20 protein-coding genes, 1 riboswitch and 1 other annotated feature are annotated in these 26,158 nt (G+C 36.1%); of the genes, 4 read left to right on the forward strand and 16 right to left on the reverse strand.

Annotated elements, in window-relative coordinates; genetic code table 11:
* Positions 1-48: 48 nt before the first annotated feature.
* From HMPREF2580_RS04075 to hutH, 10 genes are all read right to left on the reverse strand, one after another.
* Positions 49-1,332 carry an adenylosuccinate synthase gene (locus HMPREF2580_RS04075; protein WP_070830567.1) on the reverse strand — a complete coding sequence of 428 codons (1,284 nt, stop codon included), beginning with the start codon at positions 1,330-1,332 and terminating at the stop codon, positions 49-51.
* Positions 1,333-1,608: 276 nt separating this feature from the next.
* Positions 1,609-3,009, reverse strand: a complete 1,401-nt coding sequence (gene dnaB / locus HMPREF2580_RS04080; protein WP_070830569.1) for a replicative DNA helicase — start codon at positions 3,007-3,009, stop codon at positions 1,609-1,611.
* A 220-nt stretch (positions 3,010-3,229) separates the two neighbouring features.
* Positions 3,230-3,679, reverse strand: coding sequence for a 50S ribosomal protein L9 (gene rplI / locus HMPREF2580_RS04085; protein WP_070830571.1), 450 nt, complete (start codon positions 3,677-3,679; stop codon positions 3,230-3,232).
* Entirely contained in the window at positions 3,676-5,643 is a 1,968-nt protein-coding gene (locus tag HMPREF2580_RS04090) for a DHH family phosphoesterase (RefSeq protein WP_037541779.1), read from the reverse strand. The genes rplI and HMPREF2580_RS04090 overlap by 4 nt, the downstream gene beginning before the upstream one ends.
* 28 nt (positions 5,644-5,671) lie before the next feature.
* Complete coding sequence (locus tag HMPREF2580_RS04095) at positions 5,672-6,598, reverse strand: YybS family protein (protein ID WP_141756850.1); 927 nt, start codon at positions 6,596-6,598, stop codon at positions 5,672-5,674.
* Positions 6,599-6,972: 374 nt separating this feature from the next.
* Positions 6,973-7,941, reverse strand: a complete 969-nt coding sequence (locus HMPREF2580_RS04100; RefSeq protein ID WP_070830575.1) for a homoserine O-acetyltransferase MetX — start codon at positions 7,939-7,941, stop codon at positions 6,973-6,975.
* A 66-nt stretch (positions 7,942-8,007) separates the two neighbouring features.
* Positions 8,008-8,108, reverse strand: a riboswitch (SAM riboswitch).
* A gap of 125 nt (positions 8,109-8,233) precedes the next feature.
* Positions 8,234-8,563 carry an AzlD domain-containing protein gene (locus HMPREF2580_RS04105; RefSeq protein WP_070830577.1) on the reverse strand — a complete coding sequence of 110 codons (330 nt, stop codon included), beginning with the start codon at positions 8,561-8,563 and terminating at the stop codon, positions 8,234-8,236.
* Positions 8,560-9,252 (reverse strand): AzlC family ABC transporter permease, encoded by a 693-nt coding sequence (locus tag HMPREF2580_RS04110; protein ID WP_070830578.1) that lies wholly within the window; start codon positions 9,250-9,252, stop codon positions 8,560-8,562. Before HMPREF2580_RS04110 ends, HMPREF2580_RS04105 begins: the two co-directional genes overlap by 4 nt.
* 314 nt (positions 9,253-9,566) lie before the next feature.
* The gene (gene serS / locus HMPREF2580_RS04115; protein ID WP_037541780.1) at positions 9,567-10,853 is read right to left on the reverse strand and encodes a serine--tRNA ligase; all 1,287 of its coding nucleotides are present in this window, start codon (positions 10,851-10,853) and stop codon (positions 9,567-9,569) included.
* 88 nt (positions 10,854-10,941) lie between these two features.
* Positions 10,942-11,158, reverse strand: a binding site (T-box leader).
* A 74-nt stretch (positions 11,159-11,232) separates the two neighbouring features.
* Positions 11,233-12,738, reverse strand: a complete 1,506-nt coding sequence (hutH, locus tag HMPREF2580_RS04120; protein WP_070830580.1) for a histidine ammonia-lyase — start codon at positions 12,736-12,738, stop codon at positions 11,233-11,235.
* Positions 12,739-13,149: 411 nt separating this feature from the next.
* On the opposite strand from hutH, the gene HMPREF2580_RS04125 reads away from it, so the two are divergent.
* The gene (locus HMPREF2580_RS04125; protein ID WP_002445041.1) at positions 13,150-13,962 is read left to right on the forward strand and encodes an NAD(P)H-hydrate dehydratase; all 813 of its coding nucleotides are present in this window, start codon (positions 13,150-13,152) and stop codon (positions 13,960-13,962) included.
* A 72-nt stretch (positions 13,963-14,034) separates the two neighbouring features.
* On the opposite strand, the gene gyrA is transcribed toward HMPREF2580_RS04125, so the two are convergent.
* The 6 genes from gyrA to dnaA all read right to left on the reverse strand — a co-directional run bounded on the left by gyrA (position 14,035) and on the right by dnaA (position 23,226).
* A complete protein-coding gene (gene gyrA / locus HMPREF2580_RS04130; RefSeq protein WP_070830582.1) occupies positions 14,035-16,710 on the reverse strand; it encodes a DNA gyrase subunit A in 2,676 nt (891 codons plus the stop codon).
* A gap of 36 nt (positions 16,711-16,746) precedes the next feature.
* A complete protein-coding gene (gene gyrB / locus HMPREF2580_RS04135; protein WP_002445044.1) occupies positions 16,747-18,678 on the reverse strand; it encodes a DNA topoisomerase (ATP-hydrolyzing) subunit B in 1,932 nt (643 codons plus the stop codon).
* A 10-nt stretch (positions 18,679-18,688) separates the two neighbouring features.
* Positions 18,689-19,804: a DNA replication/repair protein RecF gene (gene recF, locus HMPREF2580_RS04140; protein ID WP_070830584.1), complete on the reverse strand. Its 1,116-nt coding sequence runs from the start codon at positions 19,802-19,804 to the stop codon at positions 18,689-18,691.
* A complete protein-coding gene (gene yaaA / locus HMPREF2580_RS04145) occupies positions 19,801-20,046 on the reverse strand; it encodes a S4 domain-containing protein YaaA (protein ID WP_002445048.1) in 246 nt (81 codons plus the stop codon). The genes recF and yaaA overlap by 4 nt, the downstream gene beginning before the upstream one ends.
* Positions 20,047-20,427: 381 nt before the next feature.
* Positions 20,428-21,561: a DNA polymerase III subunit beta gene (dnaN, locus tag HMPREF2580_RS04150; protein WP_044466540.1), complete on the reverse strand. Its 1,134-nt coding sequence runs from the start codon at positions 21,559-21,561 to the stop codon at positions 20,428-20,430.
* Positions 21,562-21,870: 309 nt separating this feature from the next.
* The gene (gene dnaA, locus HMPREF2580_RS04155; protein WP_044466541.1) at positions 21,871-23,226 is read right to left on the reverse strand and encodes a chromosomal replication initiator protein DnaA; all 1,356 of its coding nucleotides are present in this window, start codon (positions 23,224-23,226) and stop codon (positions 21,871-21,873) included.
* A gap of 734 nt (positions 23,227-23,960) precedes the next feature.
* On the opposite strand from dnaA, the gene rpmH reads away from it, so the two are divergent.
* From rpmH to mnmE, 3 genes are all read left to right on the forward strand, one after another.
* Positions 23,961-24,098 (forward strand): 50S ribosomal protein L34, encoded by a 138-nt coding sequence (gene rpmH, locus HMPREF2580_RS04160; protein WP_000240855.1) that lies wholly within the window; start codon positions 23,961-23,963, stop codon positions 24,096-24,098.
* A gap of 107 nt (positions 24,099-24,205) precedes the next feature.
* Entirely contained in the window at positions 24,206-24,553 is a 348-nt protein-coding gene (gene rnpA / locus HMPREF2580_RS04165; RefSeq protein ID WP_070830586.1) for a ribonuclease P protein component, read from the forward strand.
* 156 nt (positions 24,554-24,709) lie between these two features.
* A complete protein-coding gene (gene mnmE, locus HMPREF2580_RS04170; RefSeq protein ID WP_044466543.1) occupies positions 24,710-26,089 on the forward strand; it encodes a tRNA uridine-5-carboxymethylaminomethyl(34) synthesis GTPase MnmE in 1,380 nt (459 codons plus the stop codon).
* Positions 26,090-26,158: the final 69 nt, after the last annotated feature.

Genomic DNA, 26,158 nt, shown 5'->3' on the forward strand with positions numbered 1-26,158 from the left:
TCAAATCCTAAACACTTTTGTCCCGACCTCTTTCTTTTATATCTTGTTTTACCATAATTGTTCTAATAAGTTTGTTTGTTCGCGGTCTGGGCCTACAGAGAAGATTGAGATGTGTACGCCACATAATTCTGAAATGCGTTCTAAGTATTTGCGTGCATTTTCAGGGAGTTCTTCTAAACTGCGGCATCCTGTAATGTCTTCTGTCCAACCTGGAAGTTCTTCAAAGATTGGTTTACAGCGTCTTAATTGATCTAAGTTTGCAGGGTATTCAGTGATTTCTTCCCCATCTAACTCATAAGCTGTACAAATCTTAACTGTATCTAAACCAGTTAAAACGTCGATTGAGTTGATTGAAAGGTCTGTGATACCACTTACTCGTCGTGAGTGACGTAATACAACTGAGTCGAACCAACCTACACGACGTGGACGTCCTGTTGTTGTACCATATTCACGGCCAACTTCTCTAATGTGATGTCCGTCTTCGTCGAATAATTCAGTAGGGAATGGACCATCACCTACACGTGAAGTATATGATTTACATACGCCGATGACTTTAGATACTGATGTAGGGCCTACGCCTGTACCTACTGTCACGTTACCTGCAACTGGGTTACTAGATGTAACGAATGGATATGTGCCGTGGTCGATGTCTAACATGACACCTTGTGCACCTTCGAATAATACCTTTTCATCTGCAACGTTTGCATCGTCTAAGATTTTAGCTGTATCTGTGACATATTCTTTTAAGCGTTGACCTGCTGCATAGTACTCGTCAAAGATTTCATCAAACGTAGGGCATGTTTCGCTGAACATTCCTTTGAAATACGCATTTTTATATTCAATATTTTCTTTAAGACGGCGTTCGAATGTATCTTTCTCCAATAAGTCTGCTACTCGAATACCAATACGTTGTGCTTTATCTACGTAAGCTGGGCCGATACCTTTTTTCGTTGTACCGATTTTGTTATCTCCACGACGACGTTCTTCATATTCGTCTTGAGCTAGGTGATAAGGTAAGATGACTTGTGCACGGTTTGAAATACGTAAGTTGTCTGTAGAAATTCCGCGTTCGTTTAAACCGTCCAATTCTTTTAATAATGCGACTGGATCTACTACTACACCATTACCAATAACTGCTAATTTATCTTTATAAAAAATACCTGATGGTACTAAATGTAATTTGTACGTTTCTCCACCAAATTGAATTGTGTGTCCCGCATTATTACCACCTGAAAATCTTGCAATCACATCTGCTTGTTCTGCTAAGAAATCTGTAATTTTACCTTTACCTTCGTCTCCCCATTGTGTCCCAACTACTACGATTGATGACATAAGAGCACCTCCAAGTTTTTCTCATTTAACCATTAGATATTCTACCAATATGATTATGAATTTGCAAATAAAAATCGAACATTAAATTGCTATAGGTTGTTTGCAATTTGTTAATTTTGTTTTTACTTTTATGCGGGCTTGAGGCTTGTTATATCAGTGCTTTTAGGTTTATTTTCCGGAAAATGATATACATACTTCAAATGATTTTATAGGAGTAAATCAAAATAAAAACCGTACAATAAAACTTGTAATTAGTTTATCGTACGGAAAAATATTTTATGACATTTCTGCATGAGCATAATCAATGTCAGTAAATTTATTATATTGTTTCATGAAATGAAGCTTAACGGTACCTGTCGGGCCGTTACGTTGTTTAGCAATGATGATTTCAATTTCGCCGTTATCATCATTTGTTTGAGGTTCGAAACCTGCATCATCGTCGTCCTCATCACCTTCACCGCGATTATAGTAATCATCACGGTATAAGAAAGCAACGATATCAGCATCTTGCTCGATTGACCCAGATTCACGAATATCACTCATCATCGGACGTTTATCTTGACGTTGTTCCACACCACGTGAAAGCTGACTCAATGCAATCACTGGGCATTCAAGTTCACGCGCAATTGCTTTAAGTGTACGTGAAATTTCAGAGACTTCTTGTTGACGGTTGTCTGAGAAACGAGACCCGCTACCTTGAATTAATTGTAAGTAGTCAATCACAATCATATCGAGGCCGTGTTCTTGTTTAAGACGACGACATTTAGAACGTAAATCAGTGATACGAATACCTGGTGTATCGTCTATGAAAATCTTCGTGCGTGATAATTTACCTACCGCAATTGTAAAACGATTCCAGTCTTCCTCAGTCATAGTACCTGTTCTTAAACGGTTAGAGTCAACGTTGCCTGAACTACAAATCATACGTGTTGCAAGTTGGTCGGCACCCATCTCTAGAGAGAAGATACCAACTGTAAACATATCTTCGTGTGTCGCTACTTTTTGTGCGATATTAAGTGCGAAGGCAGTCTTACCTACTGAAGGACGCGCCGCTAATATAATTAAATCGTTACGGTTAAAGCCTGCTGTCATTTGGTCAAGATCTCGATAACCTGTTGGAATACCAGGTGTTTGACCACTATTTTGGTCGAGTTCTTCGGCTGTTTCATAGACTTGACCTAAGACATCTCTAATATCTTTAAATCCATCACTTTCTCTTGTAGAAGAAAGTTCAAGGATACGTCGTTCGGCGTCACTTAGAATAGTATCTAGTTCTAATTCATCATTATAGCCATCATTCGCGATACTATCGGCAGTTTGAATTAACTTACGTTTCAATGCATGCTTAAAGACAATATCTGTGTAGTATTGAACATTGCGCGTTGTCGGTACGTTTGTCGATAGTTCTGCGAGGTATTGTGGACCGCCCGCTTCACTTAAACTTCCTTCGCTTGAGAGTTGATCCATGAGTGTGACAACGTCGATTTCTTTGTTGTCCTCATTCAGATGCATCATTGCGCGGAAGATATGTTGATGGGCGCCTCTATAAAACGACTCAGGAAGAAGGACTTCCTGAGTTGTGTTAATCAATTCTGGATCTATAATAATGGCACCTAAGACAGATTGTTCAGCTTCATTGCTATGTGGCATTTGATTTCGCTCATACATTCCATCCATTGTTTGCTTACACCTCTTATTTCAATCCATCTTTATTATTTCGAAATTCAGTAATGAGATTATTATAGTGAATTTAAATCAACGAACAATGTTACGCGACTCCCGAGGAAAAAGCGCTAAGCGAAGACTATAGGCTGAACTTGTGCCCTGGGAAGCGTCGCAACAAAGTGAGTGAATGATAAATCTCCGTTAATTCTTTAAACATCACTAAAGTAACGTTTTAAATTACTGTTCTAATGTGTACTCGAATTGTACCTTCAACTTCTTTATCTAGTTTAACTGGTACGTTTGTGTAACCTAATGCGTGAATACCTTGTGGTAAATCCATTTTACGTTTATCAATTTTAATATCATGTTGCTTTTTAAGTGCTTCGGCAATTTGTTTTGTACTAACTGAACCAAACAATTTACCGCCTTCACCTGTTTTAGCTGATACTTCCACTTCGATATTTTCTAATTTCTCTTTCAATGCTTTAGCTTCATCAATTTCTTGTTGTCTATCCGCTTCAGCACGTTTATTTTGTTGTTCTAATTGTTTTAAGTTACCAGGAGTTGCTTCTACAGCATAGTTGTTTTTAAGTAAGAAGTTATTTGCGTAACCTACAGGTACGTCTTTCACTTCGCCTTTTTTACCTTTACCTTTAACATCTTGTGTGAAAATTACTTTCATGCGTCTTCACTCCTACTCATTTGTTCTGTAATTGCTTGTTGTAATTGTTCTATTGCTTCATCTATAGTAACACCTTTAATTTGTGTAGCTGCATTTGTAAGGTGTCCACCGCCACCTAATGCTTCCATTGTCAGTTGAACATTGATGGAACCTAGTGAACGTGCAGAGATACCAATAAGATTATCTTCACGTTTAGCTACAACATAAGATGCCTCGATACCTTCTAAACTTAACAACTCGTCGGCTGCTTGTGCAACCGTCACAGGATGGTAGATTTTCTCATCAGATCCATGTGCAATTGCTATGCCATGATCTTGCAGTTTCACTGTTCGAATGAGCTCAGAACGATTAATATACGTATCTACATCATCTTTTAAGAAGTGTTGAGTCAAGATTGTATCTGCGCCATGTGCACGTAAGTAACTTGCCGCATCAAATGTTCTTGAACCTGTTCTTAATGTGAAGTTTCTTGTATCTACGATAATACCTGCATACATGACTGTTGATTCTAGACGTGTCAGTCTTTGTTCAGTCGGTTGATATTCTAATAATTCAGTAACAAGCTCTGCAGTTGAACTTGCATATGGTTCCATATATACCAATAATGGGTTTGAAATAAAGCTTTCGCCACGTCTATGGTGGTCAATAACGACTTTACGGTTTGCTTTATTTAAAACATTTTCATCTAAGACCATCTCAGGCTTGTGCGTATCCACGACAACGACTGTCGTCTTAGATGTCATCATATCCCAAGCCTCGTCTGATGTGACAAAACGCTCTTTCAATTCAGGTTTCTTATCAATTTCATCCATTACACGACGTAACGTTGGGTCGATATCAGACTCATTTAAAACGACATAAGCCTCTAAGTTATTCATTAATGCAAAGCGTGACACTCCAATAGCTGCCCCAATTGCATCTAAGTCAGGACGTTTATGTCCCATAATAATTACTTTGTCGCCTTCAGTGAGGATATCTTTCAATGCGTGAGAAATCACTCGAGCTCGTACGCGTGTACGTTTCTCCATCGGGTCAGTCTTACCGCCGTAGAAACGAACGTTACCATTCATATTCTTAATGGCAACTTGGTCACCACCACGTCCGAGTGCTAAGTCTAGACCTGATTGTGATAAATCACCGAGGTCGATAAGGTTCTCTGTCCCTTCACCGACACCGATACTTAGTGTAAGTTGTGCACGGTAACCGACACTCTTCTCTCTTAACTGGCTTAAAATTTCAAAGTTTGAATCTTCAAGTTCTGCTAGAATCTTCTGATTGAGATATGCAACGAACTGATCTGAATTATAACGTTTGAAATAAATGTTAAACTCTTGTGCCCAACGGCTAATTACACGTGTAACCATTGAGTTGATTTCTGAACGTTGTGTATCGTTCATATTCTGTGTAATTTCATCGTAGTTATCTAAGAATAACGTTGCGATGATTGGCTTTGAATCTTCATACAATTCGCTTGTATGTACACTTTCTGTGATATCGAAGAAGTATAAACAATGTTCATTATCTGAATAACGCACGTGATAATGATAGCTGTTATGTTCTATTTCTACTTCTTGAACCTTTTCTAATTGTTTTAATATGTTAGGAAAGACTTCGTTTACATTTTCAGAAATCACATTCGTTTCAACGTGCTCTGTCATGAATTGGTTCATCCACTCAATGTGATTATTCTCATCTAACACTATCATCCCTATAGGCAAATGCTTGATTGCTTTATTGCTACTTGCCGAGATATGACCACTTAAATCATCCACATAATTATCCATTTTAAGAAAAGCTTGTCTCAATAACACGCCACTAATGATAATCATCACGACGAGGATTGCTGCAGCAATGCCTGCGACGATTTGGTTGAAAATAAACCATACGATGACTAATGCAATGGCTGTAAGTACCATTAATATGAATGGTATGAGCAACGCTTTTTTAGTGGATTGACGGTTCATTTTTCCACCTCTAATCACTATTTAATAATCATTTTTTTATTATTCGTTTCAAATTAATACATAAATCAATAACGCCAAGTAATCCTACGATATGTGTGAGTGGTGTAATTAATGTCCCTATCACCATCAAGAATATCGTTAAGGCATCCGGCCATTTCTTAGCTTTACCAAAGAAATGAATGACGCTTAAACCTTGGATATACATCACTAATGATAACACAATTTCAAAGTTTAAAACGATGCTTTGGAATGTGCCTGGTTGGTTCGCAAACATAACACATAAGAGAACTATAAGATAAATCCATAATAATGTACGGCTCATTTGCCAAGCAAATAATGGTTTAAAAATAGGTGTTGCGACCTTGAATTTTCGTAAAATTGGAAATGTAATAATCAGATTAATTAAGATTAAAAGGAAAATGACTATAATGAGATAGCTAGGGAGTTGAACCGTTGATTGTCGGAAAACTTCCTCAAACATCTGTCTATAGTTAGAATCTACTCCACTTGTTAAGACGGCATCATGAATTGCATCTTTAAATGGCTTAATTAATACGGCTGCTTTTGGGATTTTCTCAAATGATTGTAATAACATGAATCCAATCAATGTGATTAAACTGATTGAAGCCGTTGAAATATATAGAATTCTTTCTTTTGAAGTTCTTTCCTTAAGTAATTGGCCGATGATAAAACTTAAAATTAAAATCAGTACCATCGTACTTAAGACAAATGTATTACCTAATAACGTTGTAAGAATAACTGTTACTAATGCGCTAATTCCAAATGATTGTACAGAACGGTTCCATAGCACGATGCCTGGAATCGTTGCAAATAAACATAAAATTAAGCCGAGAATAGGTAATACATGTGTTACTAAAGCGACTATAAGTAATGAAATTGTTGCAATAATAGTTGCTTTAGGTTGTATTTTTGAAAACACACACGCCACTCCCATACTTTTTGACTATAACCTCTATTTTAACCTCTTTGCCAAAAATTAACAATAAAGCGCTACTTTTAATGCGTATGCATTAATTAGTAGCACTTATGCAATCGTGATTAACGATTGTAATCCTTTAATTCTTCTAATGACATCGTCATTAGTTAGTATGACTTATGCAATCGCAATGGGCGATTGTAATCCTTTATTGTAATGAGGCGGTCATTTAGTATTGCTTAGCTCCCTTGCCGCGGGCAGGGCTTGAGCCTGTAGTCTCAAGACGCATGCTATTCCTGCAGGCGTGTCGCAATCAATACTCTATTTACCCATTCAAAATAAAACTTTTGCCTTAAATTCAACCTTATAAATATTATTAGTCTATCGGGTGTTTATTTCCTTTTAAATTGTTTTAAGTTTAGGAAGTGATATAAATTGGGTGCCCAATCGTTAAAGTTGAGGAGGAAGCCGTCATGGCCAACGTTATCGGGTACAAAGAAATGACGATGGTATTTAAACCTCTCCCCTACTGCTCTGACTTGGTCATCAGGATAAAGTAAATCATCTATAAATCCCATGGTTAAGACTTTAGTTTCTAATGATTGAAACACCTCGTCTACGTCATCTCGTCCTCTATCAATATTATGACTATCTAAGACGTCCAGCAGTGTTAAATAGCATTTTAAGTCGAAACGATTTTTGAATTTATCGCCTTGATGTTGCTGGTAACTCACGACTTCTTCAGGTGTAAATCGTTGATCATAACTTTTCGAAGAACGATATGTTAAGAAACCGAGTTGACGTGCAATACTTAAGCCTTCCTTTCCACCAAGGTGAATGGCTTGTCGTGCAATTTCATTAAATGCGCGACTATAAGATGACGTCTTATCCGTTGAAGCTAAAATAATGGCTTTATCGACATGAAATTGATTGTTATATAGTAATTCCATCGCTTGCATACCACCAAGACTACCACCTATAAGAATATTAATCTTCTTGAAACCGAGCGCCTGAATACCTTTCTCAATCGCTTTAACAATATCTCTTAACGTGAGGTGCTCTGGAAAGTTAGGGTCATTGAGCATGGAACTTGAGCCGAAGGGGCTACCGATAACGTTGAATGTTAGAAATTGGTAATCGTGAAGCGGGATATAACCACCATCAATAATTTCGCGCCACCATCCATGATGATCATCGGTGCCATAGGTTAAGTGGTTACCTGTTAATGCATGACACACGACTGCAAGTGGTTGCCCTGGGTATCCAACATGTTCGTAACGTAGTTTCAAATTGTCTATTGTCTCGCCAGATTCAGTTGTAAATGTGCCTAATTCTAACGTATCTACTTTATAATTCGTCATCCTTATCGCTACCTCCTCTTACTAAAAAAGCTTCTTACTCAAATGAACAAGTAAGAAGCGATTCAGTACTTATCATTCGAGATACTCGTTGGTTGTAGCACCGTGCTATTGCTAGTCGGTTGCTGAAGCATCGTTGGGCCAATTCCCTCAGCTTCTCGAAATAAGATTTTATCAATTTAGTTGTGTGATATTACTGTTGTTAATTCCAACTTTAATTTTCTAAATTTTCTAATTAATTCGATTTTATCTAACTTCTTTTATGACTTCAATGTTTTGCTGTCATTTTCAGAAATTAAAAGAAAAAGCGTAAACAAGCAATAATAATGATACCGCCAACAATTGTTACAGTCAGACTGCGAGTGAAGATAGCGAGAAAGACAGTGGGGATGATAGCGACAATATATGGAAGATTTAGCGTATATCCAAATGTGTTGTCGTGTTGTTGAATGACCCCGTCGATGACAAGTGCAGTAAATAGTGTGATTGGAATGAATGAGAGCCACTTAACGACAATTTCTGGTAAATGCACTCTCGAAATTAAGATAAATGGAATAATTCGCATCAGTAGCGTTACAATTCCGCATAAAATAATAAGTGTGAATGTATGTAAGTCTGTGTTCATCTTTCTATCACCACCCCTAAAGCTGCCGTCACAGTTGCCGCAATTAATATCGCTACATATGATGGCATCATTAAGCTCAATGTAAGCATCATTACTACAACACAGATAATTAATAAAATATAAATTCTAAAGCGTGATTTCTTGATTGACTCAAATTGAGAGAACCCTAAAAAGATAAACATTGCAGTAATGGCGAAGTCTAAACCGAGCGTATTGGGATTAGAGATGTATTTACCAAATAATGCGCCTGCCACACATGAAATGGTCCAAAATAAATAAGCTGCAATGTTGAGACCATGAAGCCATCGATCATTAATCTTTTCACCTTTAATGTAGGGCGTAATTGCAACGCCGAAGGTCTCATCGGTGAGTAATGTGCCGAGTCCTACCCTATTCCAAAAGCCGTAATGCTTATAGTTAGGTGCTAAGGTCATACTTAATAGGAACATTCTTGAGTTAACAATAAGTGTTGTAAGGACAATTGCAGATATAGGCGTGCCAGCAATTAATAAAGCACAAACGATAAACTGCGCTGCACCTGCATAAATAATTAGGCATAATAAAATAATTTCTAAAATACTAAATTTTTGAGAGGCTGCGACAATGCCAAATGACAAACCTACGCCAGCGTATCCAAATAATGTAGGAATACATTCTCTTACCCCTTGTTTAAATGTAAGATGCGCCATTTATTCAGCCTCCAATCTTCCCGGTAAAATAGTAAAGTAAGTCTAATATATTTATTCTTTATATTCAATATCTTAAGACACCGGTTTGTGTGAGGTTAGACAACCCTAACACTTATAAGCATTGACATTAATACGTTTATAAAATTTCAGAATTTTGTTTCTTTTTTTAGACTTACCTCTCAAATTTGAGTTTATTTAAGGGCTTCCCCTCCCCTATTTTCGTTTTGAAAGTATTAAAAAAGACAATGACTTATTCAGTCACTGCCTATAAGACTTAAAATTATCTTGTCTTTGAATTGAAACCTTTGTGTTTATTATTTTGTTGGTTTATCAATTTTAGTTTTTCCACCCATGAATGGTACTAATGCTTCTGGAATTGTGATTGTACCGTCTTCATTTTGATAGTTTTCAACGATAGCTGCGAATGTACGTCCTACTGCTAAACCACTACCATTTAAAGTGTGTGCTAATTCAGGTTTAGCTGAATTGTCACGTTTGAAGCGAATGTTTGCACGACGTGCTTGGAAATCAGTACAGTTTGAGCAAGAACTAATTTCTTTGTAGTCATTATAACTTGGTAACCATACTTCTAAGTCATATGTTTTACTAGCACTGAAACCAATATCACCAGTACATAAGATCACACGACGGTATGGTAAACCTAATTCTTCTAAAATTGCTTCAGCATTTTGTGTCATATCTTCTAGAGCATCCCAAGAATCTTCAGGTTTCTCGAAACGTACCATTTCAACTTTATCGAATTGGTGTAGACGAATTAAACCTCTTGTGTCACGTCCAGCTGATCCTGCTTCACTACGGAAACATGCTGTTTGTCCTGTGAATTTTTCAGGTAACACACCTGGTTGAATGATTTCGTCTCTGTAGAAGTTTGTTAATGGTACTTCAGCAGTTGGGATTGTATATAATCCTTCTTTTTCAACTTTAAATAAGTCTTCTTCGAATTTAGGTAACTGACCTGTACCAAACATTGTATCTGCATTTACAAGTTGTGGTGTCATCATTTCAGTGTAACCGTGTTGTGTCGTATGTTTAGTAAGCATGTAGTTCATCAATGCACGTTCTAAGTGTGCACCTTCATTTGTTAGATATACGAAACGGGCACCTGATACTTTAGCAGCGCGATCGAAGTCTGCCATTTTAAGATCTTCTACTAAATCCCAGTGCGCTTTAGGTTCAAAATTGAATTCACGAGGTGTACCCCATTTTTTCAATTCAACGTTTTCTTCATCTGATTCACCTTGAGGTACGTCATCATTGATTAAGTTTGGAATGCGAATTAAAATATCTCTTACTTTATTATCTACTTCGTTTAATTTCGCATCATTTTCTTTGATTTCGTCTCCTAAGTTACGCATTTCTGCGATTACGTCGTCAGCATTTTCTTTGTTACGTTTTTTCTGTGCAATTTCTTCGCTGACTTTATTACGTTTTGCTTTCATTTCTTCTGTTTTACCGATTAATTGACGACGTTGTTCGTCTAATTCTAAAACTTCGTCGACTACTTTAGGATCGTCTCCTCTTAATTCAATTTTGCTCTTAACTTTGTCTGGTTCATTTCTAAATAAACGAATATCTAACATGTAACCTTCATCCTTTCCCAAGTGTTTAAAATATTATATTTTTGGATGACTTCGTGCTGGTAAACAATAAAAAAAGACCACATCCCCGACAAGGGACGTGGTCTACGCGTTGCCACCCTATTTAACAATTTAAAATAAATCGTCATATCGATCACCTTAAATTGCACTTAACTAAAATAACGGTTTTAACCGATTGCTCTCATATAGTAGGTAGATTCACATGAATAGCGATTACTTGTTCTCACTTACCACAAGCTCTCTGAAATCGCGTGATTAATGCTACTTGGCCTACGAACAATGTTTTATTAAGTTATTTTTAATATAGCAAAGTCTTTTGAACTTTTCAAGTAATTGTAAAATTATGATAATTAATTTGAAATTATGCGTTATTGTACGCATCATCTCTAAGATATTGTGCAACTGCTTCAATATCTTTATGAAATTGGCGATCTTGTGTGATAGACGGCACAATTTTACGATATTCTTCATATTTCTCACGTGTTTTGGGTGAAAGTTTATCCACACCTTTATATTCAACTGCTTGTAAGGCAATCACGCATTCAATTGCAATGACACGTCGTGCATTTTCAATCATTTGGTAACCATGTCTTGAAGCAATTGTTCCCATTGATACGTGATCTTCTTGGTTAGCTGAAGACGGTATAGAATCGACACTCGCTGGGTGGGCGAGGGTTTTATTTTCAGAAACGAGGCTGGCTGCAGCATATTGCATAATCATCGCACCACTTTGTAAACCTGGCTCTGGACTTAAAAATGCTGGCAAATCACCATTCAATTGTGGATTAATCAAACGTTCTAAACGACGCTCAGCAACGTTTGCTAACTCACTGACACCCAATTTCAAATGATCTAATGCGAGGGCGACAGGTTGACCATGGAAATTACCACCTGAAATGACTAATGTCTCGTCATCTTCATCGAAAATGAGAGGATTATCATTCGCAGCGTTCATTTCAAATTCCAATTTCTCTCTTACATAATTGAAAACTTGGAAGCTTGCGCCATGAATTTGCGGAATACAGCGTAAACTGTATGCATCTTGAACACGTAATTCTGCTTGGCGTGTTGTGAGTTGTGAATCTTCAAGCCAATGTCGCATACGTGCCGCCACATCAACTTGTTCTTGAATATTCCGTACTTTATGGACGTTGTGATTATAAGCGTCAGTGATTCCGTTTAAAGCTTGATGTGTAAGTGACGCAATCCATTCAACTTGATAGCCTAAGTCTTCCGCTTCAATGTAATTGATAACGCCTTGTGCTGTCATGGCTTGTGTACCGTTGATAAGTGCCAAGCCTTCTTTCGCTTGTAGCTTTAATGGCTTACGTCCTAATTCATTTAATACGTGGCGACTATCGACTTGTTCATTTTCATAATAAACATCCCCTTCACCGATAAGCGCAAGCACTAAATGGGATAATGGCGCCAAATCACCGGAAGCTCCTAATGACCCTTGTTGCGGGATGACCGGAATAATGCGCTCATTAATAAAGAACTTCAATTGATCTACTAATTCTAAAGTTACTCCAGAGTGGCCTTTCAATAATGTATTTAAACGTAGTACCATCATTACTAATGCCACTTCTTCTGAAAATGGTTTCCCAATACCACATGCATGGGAACGAATGAGGTTAACTTGTAATTCATTGTATTGACTTGGATCGATTAATACATCACTAAATAAACCGAAGCCTGTAGTAATACCATAAATCGTTTCTTTGTTCTCTATAATGCGTTCAACAACTTGGCGACTCTTCTTCACACGTTCAATGGCATCTTCTGAAATATCAATTTGTAAATCTTGATTTAGAAGTTTCTTAATTTCTTTAATCGTTAATGATTCCCCGTTTAAGAATAATGTCATTTGAACAACCCCTTTGTTTAAATTTTAGCTCCATTACAGGAAAGTATACGTTTTCATTTTTATAATCACAACACTTTTTGAATTTTTTATAATGCATTATCAATTTAATATTTTAATTAGTTAAAGTATTTGGGTGCGTCATTTTTATTTTTTAAAGAAAATTGGATTATGACATTTTTAGATTTTAAACAGAGGGGTGACTTCGTTTTTTAAATTCTGAAATACCTATTGACGAAAGTGATTTACAGGTATAGTATTTTCTATTGTATTTAAAAGAGAATGAGCAATTTTAATGGGTCTTCAACTTCTTGAAAATAACTGTACACATCGCGTTATAAAGTGATTTTGAGACGGTAGGACGTCTTGTGTATGGTAAACGGGAAGTAACTTTTTAATGGAGGTTATGTCATTATGGAAACGTTAGATTCTGTTAATATTCCTATAAGAAAAGACGAAACACATAAAGGCGATTACGGTAAAATCTTGCTAATCGGCGGTTCTGCTAATATGGGCGGCGCAATCATGCTTGCTGCACGTGCATGTGTATATAGTGGAAGTGGTTTAATCACTGTTGCAACGCATCCTACCAATCACGCAGCGTTACATTCTCGTTGTCCAGAAGCGATGGTCATTGATATCAATGATACGAAGATGTTAACGAAAATGATTGAAGCCACAGATAGTATCTTGATTGGTCCTGGGCTAGGTGTTGATTTCAAAGGTAATAATGCGATTACGTTCTTACTTCAAAATATTCAACCTCATCAAAATCTCATTGTAGATGGCGATGCGATTACAATATTTAGTAAATTGAAACCACAAATTCCAACATGCCGTGTCATTTTCACGCCACATCAAAAAGAATGGGAACGTTTAAGTGGTATTCCAATAGAAGAACAAACGTATGAACGTAATATAGAGGCGGTTAACCGTCTTGGTGCTACAGTAGTTTTAAAGCAACATGGTACTGAGATTTACTTTAAAGATGATGCTTATAAATTAGCTATAGGTACACCAGCAATGGCTACTGGTGGTATGGGTGATACGCTTGCCGGCATGATTACGAGCTTTGTCGGTCAATTCGATAGTTTGAAAGACGCTGTTACAAGTGCCACTTACATTCATAGTTATATCGGAGAGAAATTATCTGATACTATGTACGTCGTGCCACCTTCTCGTTTAATTAGCGAAATTCCATATGTTATGAAACAATTAGAAGGTTAGTCAAATCTTATATTGCTATAAAAAAATCAGGTTCTTACTCTATATAGAGCGAGAACCTGATTTTTTCATATATTATTCATTGTCGTCTTCGTTATCTGAAGCACTTTCAATATCTTCATTTACACGATCCATAAAGTCTTGACGCACATCGATTCTATCATCGTTGTCATCTGTTTCAACTTCGGATGTCTCTTCTTCTACTTCTGTATGAATCGCATTACCTGGTGTTTGGTCATCTACAACTTCTTCCGTTGCTGTTTCAGAAGATGTTGTTTCATCTGAGTCCTCATTGTCCTCATCATTTTCATCTTCTTCTTTGACTTTAGCAACTGTTGAAACAAATTGACCTTCGCCTAATTTCATCAAGCGTACACCTTGAGCGGCACGACCATTTTGAGAAATATCGTCCACATCTAGACGAATGATAACACCTGCGTTTGTTACAACCATTAAGTCTTCTTCACCTGTCACTGTAGTGATACATACGATATTACCATTACGTTCAGTAATTGTTGCTGTTTTAATACCTTTACCGCCACGATTTGATAATCTGTATTCACTTACTGGTGTACGTTTACCGTAACCATTTTCAGTAACAACTAAGACTTCATCTTCACTTTCTGCATGAGCCACATCCAGTCCTACAACTACGTCGCCTTCACGTAATGTAATACCTTTCACACCTGCAGCAGTACGACCTAATGGACGCAATGCTGATTCAGGGAAGCGAATTAGTGATGCATGAGACGTACCGATAAGGATGTCTTCATTACCTGTAGTTAAACGAACAGCAATCAATTCATCGTCTTCTTTAAAGCTGATTGCAATCTTACCGTTCTTATTAATACGTGAGAAGTTGCTAAGTGCTGAACGTTTAACAATACCACGTTTCGTAGCAAATACAAGATAATCATCTTCACTTTCAAGGTTTCGAACCGCAATCATCGTACTGATTGTTTCATCATTCTCAAGCTCAATGGCATTAACGATTGGAATACCTTTCGATTGACGAGAGAGCTCAGGCACTTCGTAACCTTTAAGTTTATACACACGACCTTTATTCGTGAAGAATAAAACATTATCATGTGTGCTTAAAGTAACTAACTGACTCACAAAGTCTTCTTCAAGCGTATTCATACCTTGCACACCACGTCCGCCACGGTTTTGTGAACGATATGTAGAAACAGGTAATCGTTTAATGTAATTATTGTGGCTTAATGTAATCACAATTTGTTCTTCAGGGATTAAATCTTCATCTTCTAAATCATCTAATCCACCTAATTGAATTTCAGTACGACGTTCATCTCCGAAGCGTTCTTTAATTTCTGAGAGTTCGTCACGAACTAATTGTAATAATACTTCTTCATCAGCAAGAATTTCTTCTAATTCTTTAATATATTCAAGAAGTTCGTTATATTCTGATTCAATTTTGTCGCGTTCTAATCCTGTTAAACGTCTTAAACGCATATCTAAGATCGCTTGTGCTTGACGTTCAGATAGCTTGAAGCGTTCTTGCAAGCTTTCCATTGCGATTTTATCAGTTTCAGATTCACGAATTGTTGTAATAATTTCGTCAATGTGATCTAACGCAATTCGTAAACCTTCTAGAATATGTGCGCGATCTTTGGCCTTTCTTAAATTATATTCAGTGCGTCGTCTTACTACTACTTTCTGATGCTCTAAATAGTGAATTAACGCTTCTTTTAAATTAATTAATTTAGGTCTGCCATTGACTAAGGCAATCATATTCACGCCAAATGATGTTTGTAATGGCGTTTGTTTATATAAATTGTTTAGGATTACGCTCGCATTGGCATCTTTACGTACATCAATAACGATTCTAACCCCTGTACGTAAACTTGTTTCATCACGTAAATCTGTAATTCCATCAATTTTCTTATCTCTTACAAGTTCTGCGATTTTCTCAATCATACGTGCTTTATTGACTTGGAAAGGTATTTCAGTCACGACGATACGTTGACGTCCGCCACCTCGTTCTTCAATTTCCGCACGTGAACGCATTTGAATTGAACCACGTCCTGTTTCATATGCGCGACGGATGCCACTTTTCCCTAAAATTAAACCTGCAGTTGGGAAGTCTGGACCTTGAATATCTTCCATCAATTCATTAATCGTAATATCTGGATTCTTACTTAAACTTAATACACCGTCAATTACTTCTGTTAAATTGTGAGGAGGAATGTTAGTCGCCATACCTACAGCAATCCCAGCAGCACCGTTCACTAAAAGGTTAGGGAAACGTGCAGGTAAGACTGACGGCTCTCTTTCATTACCATCATAGTTGTCGATAAAATCAATGGTATCTTTATTGATATCACGTAGAAGTTCTAACGTAATCTTAGTCATACGTGCCTCGGTGTAACGCATTGCTGCTGCGCCATCACCATCCATAGAACCAAAGTTACCTTGTCCATCTACAAGAGGGTAACGGTAACTGAAATCTTGGGCCATTCTAACCATCGCTTCGTAGATTGAAGAGTCACCATGTGGGTGATATTTACCCATAACGTCCCCAACGATACGCGCAGATTTCTTATACGGTTTATCTGGTGTCATGCCTTGTTCATTTAGACCATATAAGATACGACGATGTACAGGCTTTAATCCATCTCTAACGTCAGGTAATGCACGAGAAACAATAACACTCATGGCATAGTCTAAGAATGATTCACGCATTTCACTGGTTATATTTCGTTCATTAATTCTTGATTGAGGTAATTCAGCCATCAAGAGATCCTCCTTCAAAAGTTCAGTTCATAGTGCTTAGAAATCTAGGTTGGCGTAAACTGCATTATCTTCGATAAATTGTCTACGATTTTCTACAACGTCACCCATTAACATTTCAAATGTTTGGTCTGCATCAATTGCGTCTTCAAGTCTCACTTGCAACATTGAGCGGTGCTCTGGATTCATAGTCGTTTCCCATAATTGATCGGCATTCATCTCTCCAAGACCTTTGTAACGAGAGATAGACCATTTAGGTGTAGGATTTAATTCCGCTTTAAGTTTATCTAATTCTCTATCGTTGAATACATAATACTTTTGCTTACCTTGTGTCAATTTATATAAAGGTGGCTGAGCAATGTAGACATATCCCGCTTCAATTAACGGTCTCATGAAACGATAGAAGAATGTAAGTAATAGTGTACGAATATGTGCACCATCGACATCCGCATCTGTCATAATAACAATTTTATGATAACGTGCTTTTGAAATATCGAATTCTCCACCGATACCTGTACCAAACGCAGTAATCATTTGACGGATTTCATTGTTATTTAGAATACGATCTAGACGTGCCTTTTCAACATTTAAGATTTTACCTCTTAACGGTAAAATGGCTTGCGTTCTTGAGTCACGACCTGATTTTGTAGACCCCCCGGCAGAGTCACCCTCTACTAAGAAGATCTCACTTTCATCAGGGTTTTTACTAGAACAATCTGCTAATTTACCTGGTAAACTTGAAACATCTAATGCTGATTTACGACGTGTTACTTCACGTGCTTTTTTAGCTGCAACACGCGCTCTAGATGCCATAATACCCTTTTCAACAATAATACGACCCACAGAAGGATTCTCGTATAAAAAGCGTTCAAAGTGTTCTGAGAATAATTTATCTACGACTTGACGTACTTCAGAGTTACCTAACTTCGTCTTCGTTTGTCCTTCGAATTGAGGGTCACCATGTTTAATTGAGATAATAGCTGTTAAACCTTCACGCGTATCTTCACCTGAAAGTCTATCTTTATCTTCTTTGATGATTTTACTTTGAGTTCCATAACTATTTAATACACGTGTCAATGCACGTTTGAAGCCGTCTTCATGCGTACCGCCTTCGTAAGTGTGGATATTATTTGCGTAAGTTAATAAGTTTGTTGCATAGCCACTGTTATATTGGATGGCAATTTCTACTTCGATATCGTCTTTAGTTTGATGTATGTAGATAGGCTCTTGATGAATCGGTTCTTTGTTCTCATTTAGCAATTCTACATAAGACTTAATACCACCTTCATAGTGATAGGAGTCTTCGCGTACTTCTTCTTCACGCTCATCTCTTAAAGTGATTTGAATACCTTTATTTAAGAATGCAAGTTCACGTATACGTTGTTGTAACGTTTCGTAATTATAAACCGTTGTCTCAGTAAAGATATCGCCGTCAGCTTTAAAGCGGATAGCTGTACCTGTTTGATCCGTTTCACCAATTTCTTTCAAGTCAAATTGAGGTACACCTTTTTTGTAGGCTTGGTGATAAATCGTTTCATTTCGATATACGTATACTTCAAGATCTTGGGAAAGCGCATTAACTACAGATGAACCTACACCATGGAGTCCACCGGATACTTTATATCCGCCACCACCAAATTTACCTCCTGCATGGAGTACAGTTAAGATAACTTCGACAGCAGGACGTCCCATTTTCTCTTGAATATCAACAGGAATTCCACGACCATTGTCAGTAACTTTAATCCAATTGTCTTTCTCAATGATGACCTCTATTTGATCAGCATAACCTGCTAATGCTTCGTCAATACTATTATCAACAATTTCCCATACTAAATGGTGCAATCCTCTTTCGGAAGTTGAACCAATATACATACCTGGTCTTTTACGCACCGCTTCAAGACCTTCTAATACTTGTATCTGTCCAGCACCATAATTATCTGTGTTGTTTACATCTGACAATGTATTCACCATCACTTTCTTGTTACTTTAGTAATTCGCCTTGACTTATACGGTATAACTTAGCGTTATTCATGATTTCATGATCTATACCGTCCACAGACGTTGTAGTTACGAATGTTTGTACTTTATGTTGAATCGTACTTAAGAGATGCGTTTGTCGTGAATCATCAAGTTCACTAAGCACATCGTCTAATAGCAAGATTGGATATTCCCCAACCTCAATATTCATTAATTCAATTTCTGCTAGCTTAATTGACAATGCAGTGGTTCGTTGTTGGCCTTGTGAACCATATATTTGGGCGTCCATGCCATTAACATTGAATCCTAAATCATCACGATGTGGTCCGTATAGACACACACCTCTCTCTTTTTCTCGCTTCAAGTTATCGTTTAATAACGTCATCACTTCATCTAGCAATTCTGACTCTTCTTTTTCATAGTCGCTTAACTTTAAGCTAGGTAAATACTTAAGCGCTAATTTCTCGCGCTCATTAGTAATGCCTGAATGAATGGGTTGTGCGAGTTCTTCTAGTTCCTTTATAAAATGCTCACGACGTAACGTAACCTTTAAAGCATATTGAGCAAATTGTTGGTTTAAAACTTCTAACATCGTCGTATCCGTCTTCTGTCCAATTTGTAATTGCTTCAAATAGTTATTCTTTTGTTTAAGAATACGTTGGTATTGAGCTAAATCATTTAAGTAAACGGCTGAAATTTGTCCCAACTCCATATCTATGAAACGACGACGTATTTGCGGAGAACCTTTAACAATATTTAAATCCTCCGGTGCGAAAAGCACGACGTTCAAGTGTCCCACATATTGAGTCAGTCTACTTTGTTCAAGGTGATTCACTTTAACTTGTTTACCTTTTTTAGTTATAAACATTGTAAGTGGCATTGTGCCATGTCTATAACTCAGCTCACCTTCTATTTTAGCATAATCAGAGTTAAAACGTATGAGTTCCTTATCATTGGAAGTACGATGACTTTTAGCAAGTGCTAGAGTATAAATTGATTCAAGTAAATTCGTCTTCCCTTGCGCATTCTCGCCTATGAGAATATTCACTTCTGGATGACAATCTAATGTAACCTCTTCATAGTTACGATAATTCTCTAATTGGAGTGTATTGAGTTTCATTGTTCACCTTGATGAATGATTAGAAAAGAACCTGTATCCTCAGGTAAATCTGTGATATCAATTCTGTCGTTGTGTTCTAATTTCTTACCACGACGCGTTTCACGTTGGCCATTGATTAAAACTTGAAAATCTTGTAGAAACCATTTGGCTTGTCCACCAGATTCAATAATGCCTTCAGTTTTAAGAAATTGGCCTAAAGTAATGTTTCCTTCTACAACAACTTCTTGAACCAAAATGATCACTCCATTTCTTTATATGTCATTAATATATTATACCTTTTTTCGCCTTAGATTTCATGTAAAACAAAGAATGAAATCACTTAACTCGATATATATTTTTATTTCTAAAAAATTACGTTACCTCTCATACATTTTTAGCGGTTTATAAATTAGTGAAATTTTAATTACCTATGCATGTGTATTTTGATTTTTGAGAGGTATTTTACTTAATTTTAACAAATAGGATGATTACCTCTCGAATTTTATTATCGTTTCACAGAACGTCTCTCAGTACCCTCAAAATAAATCTGAACCAACTAAAAAGAGATTGTCACTTGGACAACCTCTACGTTAAATATATAACAGGTTTAGCTTTTCTATAGTTATCTCACTCATTATAACAAACTAATATGTTCTGATAGGTAAAATTAATTGAGTTACAGAATCGTCATCTTTTGGTTTTAAAATAAATGGTTTCATCGTTCCAAAGAATTCAACTTCAACTTCGTCATTATCGATTGCTTTTAGAGCATCCATCATATATTTAGAGTTGAAAGAAATTTTTAAGTTTCCACCTTCAACATCATTTGCATTAACTTCTTCTTTAACTGTACCAATTTCTGGAGATGTTGAAGATAATTCTACTAATTCATTTCCAGTACTTAGTTTGATGACATTATTCCCACCTTCACGCGCTAATAAAGAAGCACGATCGATTGCATGATAGAAATCACCGTTATTAATTCCTAATTTGATTTCATAGTTTTCTGGGAATAAACGAGTTGTATCAGGATAGTGACCTTCAAGTAAACGTGAAATAAAGTTAACATTTCCAACTCTGAATAGAACTTGGTTAGATGCAAAGAAGATATCAATATCTTCATCACTGTCACTCATAATCTTATTTAATTCAGATAATGCTTTACCTGGAATGATGACATTTTTGTTTTCTGAAGCATCTTCCAATTGTAACTTTCTTACAGCCAAGCGGTGTGAGTCAGTCGCTGTGCATATTAATTCATTATCTTGTATAAGCCAGTTCACACCTGTTAATACTGGGCGTGTTTCTGAGGTGGACACTGCGAAGTTTGTTTGCGCGATAATGTTTTTTAGCACTTTAACCGATAATTGAATGGCATCATCTCTTGATACTTCTGGTAATAGTGGATATTGATCTGGATCTAATCCACTTAAGTTAAATTCAGAATGTCCTGAAGTGATTAACGTTTGGAATTGTTCATTTGTAGATAATTTAACATCTTTACCAGGTAACTTTTTAATAATATCTACGAAGAAACGACCAGGGAGTACAACTGATCCTGTTTCTGAGATATCAACGATGTCTTCACCGTCAATTTGTTTAGGAATTGTAATTTCAATTGAGATTTCTGAATCTGAACCAGTTAAAATCACTTCATTATCTTTAGCATCGATTTTAATACCAGTTAAAATAGGTAGTGTCGTTCTTGGTGAAATTGCTTTAAGTGTGTCATTAAGTTGATTAATAAAATAATCTCTTTTAATTGTGAATTCCATCATTAATTTCTAAACTCCTTCCAGTCGTTTATATATAATTATATAGGTTTTAAATTCATAGTAATAGTAGTAGGGGCTGTGGATTGGTGGATAAGTCCTAAAAAGTTTGTAATCGCAAAGTTATACACATGTGGATAAACTGTGTACGCTGTGTATTACTTTTAAACATTATCCACAATTTCTCAAATTATTAACTTCATGCCTCAACCTTTTCAAGAAATTTAATATGCTTTTTTTCGTTGTAATTATTCCCGAAATATATATTTTTAAATCTCTGTCTTAGTAATTTGCTACTTGTCACACTATTTCCCGCTACTGATTTCTAATTTCTTTTTCTAAATTTTCGACTTCTTGTTTAAATGTTGGATCTGCTTTAATGTCATTTACAATTTTTTCATGTGCGTGAATCACAGTGGTATGATCACGACCGCCGAATTCTTCGCCAATTTTTGGTAAAGAAAAATCAGTAAGTTCTCTAGATAAATACATTGCGATTTGACGAGGATACGCAATAGATTTTGTACGTTTTTTAGCGCTGAAATCTTCAATTCGCACACTGTAGTATTGACCTACGACTTTCTGGATATCTTGAATTGTAATTTTTTTAGATTTTGGTGCTTGAATAATATCTTTAAGTGCTTCTGCAGTTAATTCAGTTGTAATAGGTTTACCTTGTAATTTTGAATAAGCTAATAATCTTGTTAACGCGCCTTCAAGTTCACGGATATTGGATTGAATTTGATTAGCGATGTAGTTGAGTGCTTCAGGCGGTATATCAAGATTTTCTTCTTCTATTTTCTTTTGCAAGATTGCCATTCTTGTTTCGTAATCTGGTGGTGTGATATCAACGATGAGTCCCCATTCGAAACGTGAACGTAATCGATCTTCTAATTTAGCTATTTCTTTAGGTGGTCGATCACTTGAAATGACGATTTGCTTGTTATTTTGATGCAATTCATTAAATGTATGGAAGAATTCTTCTTGAGTTTGTTCTTTATTTTGAATGAATTGAATATCATCAATAAGTAACACGTCTATGTTTCGATACTTTTCACGGAAAGCTTCAGTTTCATTATCACGAATTGATTTAATAAATTCGTTAGTGAATTTCTCACTTGATGTATAAATGACTTTCGCATTCGGTTGATTACTAAGGACATGGTGACCAATTGCATGCATTAAGTGAGTTTTACCTAAACCTACGCCTCCGTATATAAATAGAGGATTGTATGCTTCGGCTGGTGCTTCAGCTACTGCTAAACTTGCTGCGTGTGGGAAGCGGTTCCCCGGTCCAATTACGAAAGTATCGAATGTGTTATGCGTATTAAATTGTTCTTTTCCCCAATTATTTTCATCATGGGTTGGAGCAGCAGTTTGAGGTTCTTGAGTTGCGTGAGATGTCGCATTACTGTAGTTAGCAAGCTCATCTTCTGTAATAAAATGGGGTTTCACTTCATAACCAATGACATCATATATAATAGCCTGCATAATTTCGGAGTATCTTTGATTTAGCCAACTCGCATTAAATGGCAGACTTGTTAAAATAATGGCTTCGTCATTTTTAAGTGAGTAGAGTTGCGTATCTTTGATAAACGTATGATAGCTGGTATGTGAAATTCTTTCTTGGGCAATGTCTAAAACTTTGTCCCAAATTTCCTTCTCTGACATAAATAACTCCATCTTTCTTAAAATTTTAGACTTATACACAGAAATAACACCGGTGGATAAAAATAATCACAGCATGTTAATAATTATCCACAAGTTAATCACAGATAGTGGATAACTAATACAATACTATGATTTATTCACAGTGTTTATGTATATAAATTTGATAAATAAATCCTTATAAAATCACAATTTGAACGACTTATCCACATAATTATACTTTTTAACTTCGACAGATGTCAAATGGGTGTGAATATGTTTCTAAAAAATGTATAACCGTGTGAATGAAGAATACTTTATCCACAGAAAATACTAACATTTTTGTGAATAAGTGGATAACTTTATAAATTCTTCATCTTCTCTTAATAATCGCTTGGGAAATAATTTATAATACATGTATGAAAAATGTATAATGCAGAAAATGAGAGTCATATTTTGAATGCTATCTATTTAAAATCTCATAATGAAGGTGAAAGTTATGCGATACGTCATAAAATCATCTTGCTTTATAAAAGGGATTTTGTTATATTGTAGTAGTTGCTTGAATTATGACTAGATAATAATGAGCTAAATAAGATATTTATTTATAGCAGACACAATAAGAGAGCAATTGCTCAAAAAAGTATCTCAGTACTATAGGCTGAGCATACTTTGATAATTTATCTATGTATATGAGCCAGTTTCTAGGTATGAAATTGGAGATATTAGATAATTGAATACAGATGGAGGTGTTTTGCATGGTAAAACGTACTTATCAACCAAATAAACGTAAACATAGTAAAGTTCATGGTTTCAGAAAACGCATGAGCACTAAAAATGGCCGTAAAGTTTTAGCGCGCCGTCGTCGTAAAGGCCGTAAAGTTTTATCAGCATAAGATCACTGACTCATCAGTGGTCTTTTTTTTCGTTTTAATATAGTGAAAGATTCATTTGAAATAAAAATATTCATATAATGGATAATTGAATAAGCGAGTGATGTTATGTGGAAAAAGCATATCGTATAAAGAAGAATTCAGATTTCCAAACGATATATAAAAAGGGGAAATCTGTTGCAAATAGACAATTTGTTGTATACACCTATAATAATAGTGAAAATAAACATTTTCGCTTAGGCATTAGTGTTTCAAAAAAATTAGGAAATGCTGTAACAAGAAATAGAATTAAAAGAGCGATTAGAGAAAATTTTAAAGTGCATAAAGAAGATATTATTGCTAGAGACATTATTGTGATTGCTAGGCAACCTGCCAAAGATATGACAACACTTGAAATACAAGGTAGCTTAGAACATGTTCTTAAAATAGCAAAAGTCTTCAATAAAAAGATTAAATAGGGGAGGGGACGGGTTTGTTAACACTAACCGAAGTCTTACCTCAGACAAACGTAAGACTAACCTAAAATGATATTTAAACAGTATATTAGCTTTTTATAATGAAACAATTTACAATGTTATAATGAATTTTTACTTGAATAAGGAGGCGAGACTCTTATGGATTTTGATACGATTACAAGTATTTCAACTCCTATGGGTGAAGGAGCTATTGGCATCGTACGCCTTTCAGGTCCACAAGCAATTGAAATTGGAGACACCCTTTATAAAGGAAAGAAAAAATTAGCAGAAGTGGATACACATACGATTAATTACGGGCACATTGTTGATCCTGAAACGAATGAAACAGTAGAAGAAGTAATGATTTCAGTATTACGTGCACCTAAAACATTTACTAGAGAAGATATTATTGAAATCAATTGTCATGGTGGTATCTTAACGATTAATCGTATTTTAGAATTAACGATGACATATGGTGCAAGAATGGCAGAACCTGGTGAATATACGAAGCGTGCATTCTTAAATGGTCGTATTGACTTATCACAAGCAGAAGCTGTCATGGATTTTATTCGTTCTAAAACAGATCGTGCATCTAAAGTAGCAATGAATCAAATTGAAGGTCGTTTAAGTGATTTAATCAAGGGTCAACGACAATCCATATTAGAGATTCTCGCTCAAGTCGAAGTAAATATTGATTATCCAGAGTACGATGATGTTGAAGATGCGACAACTGAGTTTCTACTCGAACAGTCTAAGAATATTAAAGAAGAAATTAATCGACTATTAGAAACAGGCACGCAAGGTAAGATTATGCGTGAAGGGCTATCTACTGTCATCGTTGGTCGTCCTAACGTAGGTAAATCTTCAATGTTGAATAATCTTATTCAAGATAATAAAGCAATCGTTACTGAAGTAGCAGGTACTACCAGAGACGTGCTTGAGGAATATGTCAATGTAAGAGGGGTACCACTTAGATTAGTCGATACGGCAGGTATTCGTGACACAGAAGATATTGTTGAAAAAATCGGTGTCGAACGCTCACGTAAAGCATTAAGTGAAGCGGATTTAATACTATTTGTATTGAATAATAACGAACCTCTTACAGAGGATGATCAAACATTATATGAAGTGATTAAAAACGAAGATGTTATAGTCATTATTAATAAAACAGATTTAGAACAACGTTTAGATATGAATGAAGTAAAAGAAATGATTGGCGATATGCCATTAATTCAAACGTCTATGCTTAAACAAGAAGGTATAGATGAATTAGAAATTCAAATTCGAGATTTATTCTTTGGCGGAGAAGTGCAAAATCAAGATATGACTTATGTGTCTAATTCACGTCACATTTCGTTGCTAAAACAAGCGAGACATTCAATTCAAGATGCTATTGATGCAGCTGAATCAGGTGTACCTATGGATATGGTTCAAATTGATTTGACACGTACTTGGGAAATACTTGGTGAAATCATTGGAGAATCAGCTAGTGATGAACTCATTGATCAGTTGTTTAGTCAATTTTGCTTAGGTAAATAATGATGTGAGAAACGTGATAAATAAGACGGTAGGATGTCTTCATTTTCAAGGAAATAAGGATACAGAATA

The organism is Staphylococcus sp. HMSC036D05 (genome assembly GCF_001836225.1).
Classification (GTDB): Bacteria; Bacillota; Bacilli; order Staphylococcales; family Staphylococcaceae; genus Staphylococcus; species Staphylococcus caprae.

What these genes read in the sequence shown, in the direction of transcription:
- HMPREF2580_RS04075 (WP_070830567.1), bottom strand. Translation starts at nt 1,332, where the DNA reads ATGTCATCAATCGTAGTAGTTGGGACACAATGGGGAGACGAAGGTAAA.
- dnaB (WP_070830569.1), bottom strand. Translation starts at nt 3,009, where the DNA reads ATGGATGGAATGTATGAGCGAAATCAAATGCCACATAGCAATGAAGCT.
- rplI (WP_070830571.1), bottom strand. Translation starts at nt 3,679, where the DNA reads ATGAAAGTAATTTTCACACAAGATGTTAAAGGTAAAGGTAAAAAAGGC.
- HMPREF2580_RS04090 (WP_037541779.1), bottom strand. Translation starts at nt 5,643, where the DNA reads ATGAACCGTCAATCCACTAAAAAAGCGTTGCTCATACCATTCATATTA.
- HMPREF2580_RS04095 (WP_141756850.1), bottom strand. Translation starts at nt 6,598, where the DNA reads ATGGGAGTGGCGTGTGTGTTTTCAAAAATACAACCTAAAGCAACTATT.
- HMPREF2580_RS04100 (WP_070830575.1), bottom strand. Translation starts at nt 7,941, where the DNA reads ATGACGAATTATAAAGTAGATACGTTAGAATTAGGCACATTTACAACT.
- HMPREF2580_RS04105 (WP_070830577.1), bottom strand. Translation starts at nt 8,563, where the DNA reads ATGAACACAGACTTACATACATTCACACTTATTATTTTATGCGGAATT.
- HMPREF2580_RS04110 (WP_070830578.1), bottom strand. Translation starts at nt 9,252, where the DNA reads ATGGCGCATCTTACATTTAAACAAGGGGTAAGAGAATGTATTCCTACA.
- serS (WP_037541780.1), bottom strand. Translation starts at nt 10,853, where the DNA reads ATGTTAGATATTCGTTTATTTAGAAATGAACCAGACAAAGTTAAGAGC.
- hutH (WP_070830580.1), bottom strand. Translation starts at nt 12,738, where the DNA reads ATGACATTATTCTTAAACGGGGAATCATTAACGATTAAAGAAATTAAG.
- HMPREF2580_RS04125 (WP_002445041.1), top strand. Translation starts at nt 13,150, where the DNA reads ATGGAAACGTTAGATTCTGTTAATATTCCTATAAGAAAAGACGAAACA.
- gyrA (WP_070830582.1), bottom strand. Translation starts at nt 16,710, where the DNA reads ATGGCTGAATTACCTCAATCAAGAATTAATGAACGAAATATAACCAGT.
- gyrB (WP_002445044.1), bottom strand. Translation starts at nt 18,678, where the DNA reads ATGGTGAATACATTGTCAGATGTAAACAACACAGATAATTATGGTGCT.
- recF (WP_070830584.1), bottom strand. Translation starts at nt 19,804, where the DNA reads ATGAAACTCAATACACTCCAATTAGAGAATTATCGTAACTATGAAGAG.
- dnaN (WP_044466540.1), bottom strand. Translation starts at nt 21,561, where the DNA reads ATGATGGAATTCACAATTAAAAGAGATTATTTTATTAATCAACTTAAT.
- dnaA (WP_044466541.1), bottom strand. Translation starts at nt 23,226, where the DNA reads ATGTCAGAGAAGGAAATTTGGGACAAAGTTTTAGACATTGCCCAAGAA.
- rpmH (WP_000240855.1), top strand. Translation starts at nt 23,961, where the DNA reads ATGGTAAAACGTACTTATCAACCAAATAAACGTAAACATAGTAAAGTT.
- mnmE (WP_044466543.1), top strand. Translation starts at nt 24,710, where the DNA reads ATGGATTTTGATACGATTACAAGTATTTCAACTCCTATGGGTGAAGGA.